The sequence below is a fragment of the Aquitalea pelogenes genome, from assembly GCF_001515305.1.
GTDB lineage: Bacteria > Pseudomonadota > Gammaproteobacteria > Burkholderiales > Chromobacteriaceae > Aquitalea > Aquitalea pelogenes.
Genome location: NZ_LNQV01000079.1, coordinates 1 through 9,989 on the forward strand (window position 1 = coordinate 1; position 9,989 = coordinate 9,989).

Sequence of the window (9,989 nt, forward strand, 5' to 3'; positions counted from 1 at the left end):
GGTACGGGCCGTGGCAATGCTGTCGGCGCTGATATGCTCGATATAGCTCTTGCCGGCGGTCAGGGCATCAACCTTGCTCTGGTCGATGTCAAAGCCCAGTACCTTGTAGCCCACTTCGGCAAAACGCAGCATCAGCGGCAGGCCGACATAGCCCAGGCCGACAATGCCGATAACGGCGGATTTGTCCGCGATACGGTTAAGCAATTGCTGCTTGATCACAATGATAGTCCCAACAAAGTAAAAACCTGCCATGGCTGCATCCGGGCAGCCATGCACTGAATTCGGTAAGGTCTGGCAGTGTGCCTCGCCTGGCTGGCGGGCTTGCTGATCTGGCTCAAACCGCGCTTGTGAAGTTGCAAGCGCAGCATTATACGCCTGCTTGGCAAGCCGCTGGCGTTACCAAACGTGACAACACAGCCGACAGCGCCACGCTCAGCCCGCTCAGATCAGCAGATGCCCGGCACTGCCCTGATTGTTCTGTTTCAGACGATTGACGAACTCGCCAAACTCCAGCCCGAAACGGCACTCCAGCCGGTCGGCACGCTCCTTGAGCGCCTCCCACTGGGTCAGCGTGGGGCTTTGGCGGAAAGCCAGCACCGCCACATTGCCGTGACTGGCCGAGGGCAATTCCAGCACGCGGCCTTCAAACACCGACAGCAAACGCTCGACAAAGCTGTGATAACGCTTGTCGCCACTCCACCAGTTGGTGACAAACACGCCATTGGGGCTGAGCGCACGCTTGCAGTCTTCGAAGAAGTCTTCGGTGGTCAGTTCGTCCACAATCTGCAAGCCATCAAAACCGTCCACCAGAATGGCGTCGGTGGAGCCACGGAAAATCTTCACGTAATCCGCACCGTCGGCCTCGATGATTTCAAAGAAATCACCCTCTTCCGGCAGCTTGAAAAAGGCACGTGCCACGGCGATGACCTGCGGGTTGATGTCCACCGCCACGCTGACGGCTTCCGGCAGGTATTCGTCGATGAAGCGGGCAAAGGAACCACCACCCAGGCCGATTTGCAGGATATGGCGCGGGTCATCGTTCCACAGCAGGAAGGCCATCATGGCGCGGCTGTAGGACAACACCAGTTCGGCCGGTTCGTCCATGTCCATCGAGCTCTGGATGGTTTCCGAGCCCAGATGCAAGGACCGGATATTGCCGGCTTCGGAGATTTCCACTTCCGGCATGTCTTCCACCGCGGCACGCACGCGGCGGCGGAAAGGATGCAAGGCTCTACGCGCCACAGCCACCCTCCTCCTGCTGCGCCGGTTTGCGCGAATCCAGAATGCTGATGGTGCGACGCACCGGTGCGGTGACGGCTTCTTCTCCGTCTTCAAGCGGCATTGGCGGATCGCGGAACTCTTCCTTGTCGAAGGCGGTGTCGCCGTTCTCGAAAGGGCTGTCACCAGTTTTCAGGCCGGCAAAGTCGAACAGGCCGGTATCGCACAAATGGGACGGCACCACGTTTTGCAGCGCGCGGAACATGCTCTCTACCCGGCCGGGGAAGCGCTTGTCCCAGTCATTGACCATCTCCTTCACCACCTGGCGCTGCAGATTGGGCTGCGAGCCGCACAGATTGCACGGAATGATGGGGAACTGGCGCAAGTCGGCGTAGCGGATGATGTCTTTCTCGCGGCAATAGGCCAGCGGGCGGATCACCATGTGCTTGCCGTCGTCCGACACCAGCTTGGGCGGCATGGACTTGAGCTTGCCGCCGTAGAACATGTTGAGGAACAGCGTGTGCAGGATGTCATCGCGATGGTGACCCAGTGCGATCTTGGTGGCACCCAGCTCGTCCGCCACGCGGTACAGGATGCCGCGACGCAGGCGCGAGCACAGGCTGCAGGTGGTCTTGCCTTCCGGCACCAGCTTCTTGACGATGGAGTAGGTGTCTTCTTCGATGATGCGGTATTCCACCCCGATGGACGCCAGATAGCCGGGCAGCACGTCTTCCGGGAAGCCGGGCTGCTTCTGGTCCAGATTGACGGCGACGATGGAAAAGTCGATGGGGGCGGATTTTTGCAGACCCAGCAGGATGTCCAGCAGGGTGTAGCTGTCCTTGCCGCCGGACAGACACACCATGACCCGGTCACCCTGTTCGATCATGTTGAAGTCATTGATGGCATCACCCACGTGGTGACGCAGGCGCTTGGCCAGTTTGTTGCCCTCGAACACGGCCTTTTTGGCCTTGTCGTCGAGCACGGTGTTCTGTTCGGACATGGGGTACGGCTAAGAAATTGAAAAACAGGCGATTTTACTGTTTTTCCCTGCAACAATCCATGCCATTTCCCGGCAAACCGCCCCAAGCCTTACAACACGATGCCGCGTCCGCCATCCACCGCCAGAATCTGACCGGTGACATAGCTGGCATCCAGCAGCAAAAAGGCCACTGCACGGGCAATGTCATCCGGCTGGCCGGTACGCTGCAAGGGGATGGTGGCTTCGATAGCGGCGCGCTCTGCCGCATCGAAAGACGCCTCGCCCTCCGGCCACAGGTTCACCCCCGGCGCCACGCCATTCACCCGCACATCCGGTGCCAGCTCCAGCGCCAGACTGCGAATCAGCTGGGCATGCCCGGCCTTGGCCAGGTTGTACACCACATGGCGCTTCATCGGCCGGTCCACGTGGATGTCTGAGATGCCGACAATGGCACCGCCGTTACGGCGCAAGACCGGTGCCACCGCCTGACTGAGAAACAGCGGGGCCTTGAGGTTGCTGCCCATCAGGTCGTGCCAGGCCGACTCGTCGATCTGGCCGATTTCGGTAGGGAAAAAACTGGAGGCATTGTTAACCAGCCCGTCCAGCCGTCCGAACGCGGCAATGGCCTGTGCTGCCAGCTGGCGCACCGCCTGCATGTCCAGCAAGTCGGCCTGCAGCAGTACCACCGATTCCGCTCGCTGTGCATTCAGCTCGGCGGCCAAGGCTTCCGCATCCGCTTGCGAACCACGGTAATGCAATACCAGCCGCACCCCGCGCGCATGCAGCAGCCGGGCAATACCAGCCCCTACCCGGCGCGCACCGCCGGTAATCAGTACCACACGCTGTTCATTCACTTGCATCAAGCGCTCTTGCTGTTGCTTCATATCCTGTTCAGCCTTTCCTGCCTGCCTTGCAGCGCCGTGTTTGCTGGCTGCGCCGACAACAAAATGCGCAGTGCCTCTTCACCCCTGCGCCGCTTTCGACCACAATCGCCGCACATTGTAGCAGGATGCACGTCATGACCACCCTACCCGCCCCAAGCGCCGAGGCGCTTGCCACCAGCCAGGCGCTGTGCGCCCATATCCGCCAGACCATCACCCAGGCCGGTGGCTGGATTCCCTTTTCCCGTTACATGGAACTGGCGCTGTACGCGCCGGGCATGGGCTATTACTCGGCCGGCAGCCACAAGCTGGGCAGCGCCGGTGACTTTACCACCGCACCGGAAATGTCGGCCTATTTTGGCCGAACCCTGGCCCGGCAGATTGCCGAACTGCTGCCGCAAACCGCTGGCACGGTGTACGAATTCGGAGCCGGCACCGGCAAGCTGGCCATTGATATCCTGACCGAACTGGAAAAGCTGGACTGCCTGCCTGAGCATTACATCATCATCGACCTGTCGGCCGACCTGATCGAGCGCCAGCAAACGGCCATTCGCAGCGCCCTGCCCCATCTGGCCGACCGGCTGCAATGGCTGAGCGTGCTGCCGGAGCAGCTGGACGGCGTGGTGATCGGCAATGAAGTGCTGGATGCCATGCCCTGCGAGCTGCTGCACTGGACGCCGGAACCACTGCAACGCGGCGTGGCGCTGGATGGCGACAACTTCATCTGGCAGGACCGCCCGATTCAGGACCCGACACTGCTGCAACAGGCTGCGGCACTGAACATCCGGCAGGCGGGCTATATCAGCGAGCTGAGCCTGAGCAACACCGCCTTCATCCACACCCTGGCGCGCCATCTGGTGCGCGGTGCCATCCTGCTGGTGGATTACGGCTATCCGGCGGGCGAGTTCTATCATCCGCAACGCCATATGGGCACGCTGATCGGCCATTACCGTCATCACACGGTGGATGACCCCTTCTTCCTGCCCGGCCTGATGGACCTCACCTGCCACGTGGACTTCACCGCCATTGCCCAGTCCGGCATCGACGCCGGGCTGGACCTGATCGGCTACACCACCCAGGCGCAATTCCTGATCAATACCGGCATCACCCAGCTATTGGGCGAACTGGATGCTGACGACAGTGCCAGCTACCTGCCGGTGGTGGCCATGGTGCAAAAGCTGCTGTCCATGCAGGAGATGGGCGAACTGTTCAAGGTGATCGGTTTTGGCCGTGGCGTCAGCATCGACTGGCAAGGCTTTACCCAGGGCGACCGCTGCCACACCCTGTAAGCCGGACTGCAGGTGATTTGTCTGCAAATGTGGTTGACAGCCTAAAAAACGCTGCGTATAGTTCGCGTCTCGGTGCAAGCGCATCGAGAAACGTGGCGAATTAGCTCAGTCGGTTAGAGCGACGGAATCATAATCCGCAGGTCCGGGGTTCGAGTCCCTGATTCGCCACCAGCATTATCAAGCACTTAGGCCAACTTTCACGAGTTGGCCTTTTGCTTTTCTAGCCTCGCGTAGGCACTGTGTAGGCATTTTCATGCCTCACAAACCCATAGCAACCATGCAACGCCCCAGACCACCCAATCACAACTGAGCTAGATGGGACAATCTACTCCAACGCTCTATTTTTGCCTAAAAATTAGGCAAATGCCTACATCCGCCTACACGGGCTAGAAATTTCGCCGCCTCCATCACAAAGCAATAACAGATTACTGACCCAAGCCCCTCCCCGTAGCAATCACTCAGACCAAGCCCTAGCCATTTTTTCCGTTGCACTAGCCGAACCGGCCCTTCCGCATGGAAGGCACCCTCAGATTTCCCCAGCATGCCAGCTCACAGCCAAACTATGGAATCGTCCATCCATCACCGTCGCAAGCTTTCTTGTCTACAAAAAAGATGCGATAATAAATTAGTCCATTGCACATGAAAATAAAATGCAATGAAATCAATGTACTGAGATAATTATGGGCGAAATTACAGGACTTAAGGCTGATTTAGTCCAGATTGTTCGACTAGCTTTGGCTGAGCAAACTGAGGATGTGCGCCTTTTCGCCGCAAGGCTGGTTAGGAAGTACCGAGGGACGGAGCCAGAATTGGCTGAGCAAGTGGACTTGTACTTGCGCGCCAAACCGCACCGGACGGGAGCTCCATTACGCAAGACAGTCGCACCATCACTGCCAGACCAAGCTCTGCCGGTGGATGATGAGTCTAGGCTATCGTTACTAAAAGTTTTCAAAGACCCCTCGGATCGAGAGACCCCGCTTCTGTCGACCGAACTTGAAGAAGCTCTCGGGCAATTGATCCAGGAGCGCAAGCAGGTATCGCGCCTTACATCACTAGGACTAACCCCAACTCGCTCTGCCATCTTTGTCGGCCAACCAGGCGTCGGCAAGACCCTAACTGCACGCTGGTTGGCAGCGCAACTTGGCGTTCCGCTATATGTACTCGATCTGACTGCAGTGATGAGTAGCCTATTGGGGCGTAGCGGCAGCAATTTGCGCGCCGCCTTGGACTTTGCCAAGCGTAGCCCATGTGTCTTGCTGCTAGATGAAATCGATTCAATAGCCAAACGACGTAGTGATGACGCAGATATCGGAGAACTCAAGCGCCTAGTAACAGTGATCTTGCAAGAGGTTGATGAATGGCCTGCAACCGGTTTGCTGTTGGCGGCAACCAATCATCCAGAACTGATCGATCCTGCACTATGGAGACGGTTTGACTTAGTCATTGAATTCAAGATCCCGGAACCTGCAGCGATCAAGGACGCAATCAAGCGATTCCTTGGGCCTGACTTCGCACTGTTTGGTCGATGGATCGAAATCCTTGCCTTCGCATTTCGTGGACAGTCTTTCAGCGATATCGAACGAGAAATACAGCGATTTCGACGCGCGGTGGCATTGGGTACGGCCTCGGATGAGGATTTAATTGAGGATTTCATCAAAGCACGCGCCTTGTCACTGGAACGTCAAGGACGTATCGACATGGCGGTGTTACTAGCAAAGCAAACCCGCCTATCACAGCACAGCATCTCGGACATCACGGGGGTGAGCCGGGACACTATTCGCAAGTACACAACTGACGGACCAACCGTCGTTCCCCAAAAACGGAGGCGTAAAGCATGAGCCAGACAAACTTCCTGATCGGACGAGGTGAGTTGCTTACCTACGAAATCAAGGGCCCCAAACGTGGAATGGACAAGGCGGAGGTTTATACCTTAGAGCAATCTAGAAAACGGTTGGCACCGCAGTTCACTGAGGCATCAAATATTCTAGACAGCCTCCCTGATATGGCCTGTCCTGGGGACTTGGGCGTTGCTCGTCTAGCTCTCAACCCAAGTTACATTGCACGCTCATTCTTCCCATTAGCGATGTTACGCAAAGCTGGCCTTGAATCGGTCGGCAGCAGGGCTGTCAAGCTTACTCCCGAGGCATGGTCCAAGAAGGGGGATCCCCGCGAATCAAGCACCACAGAGCTTTTCGTGGTCGGCAGACGACAATCATTTCGTCAGTTAAACGATTGGGCAGCACAACTGGAAGATGGCTCAAACGAAGCGAAAGACTTATCACATATTGAGCGCTTTTCCGCTTTCAAGCCAGACGACCGTATCGTTTCGCTAGACACGGCCCAAAACCACTTTTTCGAAGTAGGCCTTCATTTGCTACCCGGAGATATGGACCAGTTCGTGCAACGTGCATTCGCTAAGTACGCTGCAGCGGTTGGCGTTACCATCCATACAGACTTGGCATTCAGCGCGGGCAATCTATGGTTCCTTCCTGCCGAGGGAGAAAACGACAGCATCAAGCGTTTGGCTCAGTTCTCATTTGTTCGCGTTATTCGTCCAATGCCCCAACTGCGTGGCATGCGCCCTATGCAACGATCCGCAGGTCTAACCGTGTCGTGCAATCTGCCAACTGAGCAACCGTTATCATCCGAGCCTAAGGTAGCAATTCTTGATGGCGGCCTTCCCAAGCATCACAGCATCGGACCATGGCTGAACAACTATCGCCTATTAGATGAAAATGCTGCGGATGATCCCGGGGGCTTAGAGCACGGCCTCGGAGTAACTTCGGCATTTCTATTTGGCCCCATAACTCCGAATAGTACTGCACCCCGCCCTTACTCCTACGTAGACCATCTACGCGTTCTGGATCGGGAGACCAATTCGGAAGACCCCTTAGAGTTGTACCGAACGCTAGGGCTTATCGAAGAAGTTCTACTGTCCCGCCAGTATCAGTTCATTAATCTCAGCTTAGGACCTGATCTGCCGATTGATGATGCAGATGTACATGCTTGGACATCTGTAATCGACGATTTGCTCAGCGATGGCGATACGCTGATGACTGTGGCTGTTGGCAATAACGGTGAGATGGATCGGTCGGTTGGCAATTCTCGGGTACAGGTTCCCTCTGATTGCGTTAATGCATTGTCAGTGGGGGCCGCAGACAACGTCGACACAACATGGGCCCGTGCGGCCTACAGCGCCATTGGTCCTGGACGTAGCCCTGGGGTCGTGAAGCCTGATCTCATGGCTTTTGGTGGAGACGCTACCCGCTCTAAGTATTTCCATGTCCTTGCGGAAGGTGCGAAGCCAACATTGGTACCGCAACTAGGTACCAGTTTTGCAGCACCGTATCTACTGCGCAACGCCGTCGGTGTTCGCGCGATTCTTGGTGCCGATTTGACCCCGCTAGCCATCAAAGCCCTGCTTGTACATGGTGCAGACCCAGCCTCACATGACAAACTCGAAGTGGGCTGGGGGAAAGTGCCAGAAGATTTGGCAGAAATCATTACTTGCCCAGCAGGCGTGGCGCGAGTGGTCTACCAGGGTGAATTGAAGCCAGGCAAGTATCTCCGGGCAACGCTTCCAATTCCTACTGGCGGTTTACAAGGCAACATTCGCCTAAAGGCGACCTTCTGCTACGCTTCTTCAACTGACCCACAAGATGCAATTGCCTACACACGGGCCGGTTTGGAAGTAGTATTTCGACCCAGTGATAAGAAGGTCAAGGAAGGTAAGACAAACGCTGATACGAAGGGCTTCTTTGACATGAAGAAATATGCAACCGAGGAGGAGCGCCGTTCTGATTTGGGTAAGTGGGAAACAGTTTTGCATGGTAACAAGTCCATGCGGGGCAGTAGCCTAGACAATCCGGTGTTTGACATCCACTACAACGCACGTGAAGCCGGTGGGCCAACAACCGGAGCTGAGAAAATTCGCTATGCGCTAATCATCTCGGTTGAAGCCCCAAAGCATGCGGATCTCTACAACGAAATTCTACGCTCTTATGCCAAGATGCTGGTACCCATCCAACCTAAGGTAACCTTGCCTATCCGTGTGTAGCGTTGTTGATGTGTGGCATGAATCGTACTTTGTAGCCTGGGTGATCGACTCACTCTGAACTCGGCCATTTCCCCGCCGCAATCGCAAAAAAAAACACTCTCCGGCTGGGGAGTGTTTTATGCCGCCAGCTCAGCGTCCCCACAGGGCACTGAGCTTGTCGACCATCACTTCCTTGCCCTTGCGGGCCAGGTCACCCAGACGGCTACGCAGTAGCTGCCACAGGCAAGCCAGACAGAGTTGCCAGGTAGTGTTGGAGATCTGCTCCGGCTTGGTTTCCCGTACTACCCCCCACTTTCTCTCATGCGGTAACACTCGCACGATGTTCTCCACCAGTTCGGGCAAGCCATAGTTTTCTGCAGCAGCAATCACGCTGATGTGGCTGGCCGGGATGTTGAAGGTTTCGGTGATCACCCGTTGTTTCAGGACCAAATGCTCTTGCTGCAATGGACCTGGACGATGCTGTTGATCATCCCATTCCCGGCAGGGTTCGATCTTGTCAGCCTGGCTGATGACAAACAACACCGGGATGGCGTGGTTGGCCAGATTGGGCTGCAGCAATTCCTGATAGCACTGTTGATCCAGGCTGAGGGCCCGGTCGTCAGCTTTGATCAGCCACAGGATCAGATCCAGTTCCGGTAGTAGCGCCTTGTACTGATCGCGGTATTCCTCATGATGCTGCAGGCTCTCACCCACGCCAGGCATGTCGATCAGCGAGATGCCTCGCCCTGATTGATAGGCCAAGGTGATTTCTTGTGGGTAACGGGTGCCACCGGTCACGTCACTAACTGCGGATTCCTCTTGGCCGAATAGAGCGTTACACAGCGAAGACTTGCCGGTACCACTCTTGCCCATTACGCCGATGGTGGCCTGATAGCTGACGATCTTCTGTAGTTCATCTTGCAGGTACTGGCGGTAATCTGCGGACAGATGGCGGGTTTGCTTGTCCAGCCATTGGCTCAGGCAGCTTTGTAGCGGTGGGGTGGATTCCGGCGGGGTGGCGGGCGTGCGCATGTCAGGCCTCACTTTCATTGGGGACAATAAAAATCGCCACCTCGGTAGAGATGGCGATCTGTTTTGGAGGAAGTTGCCGGTGCGGGCTTACCAACTCTCGCATTGAGCCTTCGCAGGGTTGGCAGGAAGTACGGCCGCAGCGCCAGCCACCGGAACGGCCATGCTGGCCTTTCCAGCATGAACAATCACTTTCTTGCCGGCGCGTAATGCATCCCAGGCAGCGCGGAAGTTGTCACCACCGGCATTGCTGCCGGCATCGGAGGGAAACAGCTTTTTGCTTCCGATCTGCATGCTGAAGTCCTGCGGGTAGCCCGGGCCGTAGTAACGCTGGTTCAGGCTGACATGCATGGTGGCCGGCTCTTTACCGCATTGGATATCGAGTGAATTGCCTTTGTCGTCGGTGACGCTGTAATGCAGGGTCTGGCCATCCAGTGCCACGGATTTATTCCATTGGCTGCGCAATTGCACGGACTTGCGCATCCAATTGCATTCCCACTGCACACCCAATTGCATTACTTGCGCACCCTCGACCTGACGGGTGCGCAGATTGCTTG

At 56.6% G+C, this 9,989-nt stretch carries 9 protein-coding genes and 1 tRNA gene; 4 read left to right on the forward strand and 6 right to left on the reverse strand.

Annotation, left to right across the window (positions count from 1 at the left end):
• The 4 genes from AWT75_RS19600 to AWT75_RS19615 all read right to left on the reverse strand — a co-directional run.
• Window positions 1-252: NAD(P)-binding domain-containing protein (locus tag AWT75_RS19600; protein WP_420835435.1), on the reverse strand; the 252-nt coding region annotated here is incomplete at its 3' end.
• 189 nt (window positions 253-441) lie between these two features.
• The gene (locus AWT75_RS19605) at window positions 442-1,242 is read right to left on the reverse strand and encodes a polyamine aminopropyltransferase (RefSeq protein WP_082086443.1); all 801 of its coding nucleotides are present in this window, start codon (window positions 1,240-1,242) and stop codon (window positions 442-444) included.
• Entirely contained in the window at window positions 1,232-2,218 is a 987-nt protein-coding gene (gene ttcA, locus AWT75_RS19610; protein ID WP_062791361.1) for a tRNA 2-thiocytidine(32) synthetase TtcA, read from the reverse strand. The genes AWT75_RS19605 and ttcA overlap by 11 nt, the downstream gene beginning before the upstream one ends.
• A gap of 89 nt (window positions 2,219-2,307) precedes the next feature.
• A complete protein-coding gene (locus AWT75_RS19615; protein WP_082696221.1) occupies window positions 2,308-3,081 on the reverse strand; it encodes a pteridine reductase in 774 nt (257 codons plus the stop codon).
• A 134-nt stretch (window positions 3,082-3,215) separates the two neighbouring features.
• Between AWT75_RS19615 and AWT75_RS19620 the strand changes: the two genes are divergently transcribed.
• The 4 genes from AWT75_RS19620 to AWT75_RS19635 all read left to right on the forward strand — a co-directional run bounded on the left by AWT75_RS19620 (window position 3,216) and on the right by AWT75_RS19635 (window position 8,424).
• Window positions 3,216-4,367, forward strand: a complete 1,152-nt coding sequence (locus AWT75_RS19620) for a class I SAM-dependent methyltransferase (RefSeq protein WP_062791363.1) — start codon at window positions 3,216-3,218, stop codon at window positions 4,365-4,367.
• A gap of 94 nt (window positions 4,368-4,461) precedes the next feature.
• Window positions 4,462-4,538: transfer RNA gene (locus AWT75_RS19625), tRNA-Met, on the forward strand.
• A 509-nt stretch (window positions 4,539-5,047) separates the two neighbouring features.
• Window positions 5,048-6,205 (forward strand): AAA family ATPase, encoded by a 1,158-nt coding sequence (locus AWT75_RS19630; protein WP_062791365.1) that lies wholly within the window; start codon window positions 5,048-5,050, stop codon window positions 6,203-6,205.
• Window positions 6,202-8,424, forward strand: coding sequence for a S8 family peptidase (locus tag AWT75_RS19635; RefSeq protein ID WP_062791367.1), 2,223 nt, complete (start codon window positions 6,202-6,204; stop codon window positions 8,422-8,424). Before AWT75_RS19630 ends, AWT75_RS19635 begins: the two co-directional genes overlap by 4 nt.
• A 129-nt stretch (window positions 8,425-8,553) precedes the next feature.
• On the opposite strand, the gene AWT75_RS19640 is transcribed toward AWT75_RS19635, so the two are convergent.
• Together AWT75_RS19640 and AWT75_RS19645 are read right to left on the reverse strand one after the other, a co-directional pair.
• Entirely contained in the window at window positions 8,554-9,435 is an 882-nt protein-coding gene (locus tag AWT75_RS19640) for a GTPase family protein (protein WP_062791369.1), read from the reverse strand.
• Between the two features lie 87 nt (window positions 9,436-9,522).
• Window positions 9,523-9,989, reverse strand: a 467-nt coding sequence (locus tag AWT75_RS19645) for a hypothetical protein (RefSeq protein WP_204377124.1), incomplete at its 5' end; no start/stop codon positions are given.

Excerpts from the sequence above, each read along its gene's own strand:
- AWT75_RS19615 (WP_082696221.1), bottom strand. The coding sequence starts at position 3,081 with ATGAAGCAACAGCAAGAGCGCTTGATGCAAGTGAATGAACAGCGTGTG.
- ttcA (WP_062791361.1), bottom strand. The coding sequence starts at position 2,218 with ATGTCCGAACAGAACACCGTGCTCGACGACAAGGCCAAAAAGGCCGTG.
- AWT75_RS19640 (WP_062791369.1), bottom strand. The coding sequence starts at position 9,435 with ATGCGCACGCCCGCCACCCCGCCGGAATCCACCCCACCGCTACAAAGC.
- AWT75_RS19635 (WP_062791367.1), top strand. The coding sequence starts at position 6,202 with ATGAGCCAGACAAACTTCCTGATCGGACGAGGTGAGTTGCTTACCTAC.
- AWT75_RS19630 (WP_062791365.1), top strand. The coding sequence starts at position 5,048 with ATGGGCGAAATTACAGGACTTAAGGCTGATTTAGTCCAGATTGTTCGA.
- AWT75_RS19620 (WP_062791363.1), top strand. The coding sequence starts at position 3,216 with ATGACCACCCTACCCGCCCCAAGCGCCGAGGCGCTTGCCACCAGCCAG.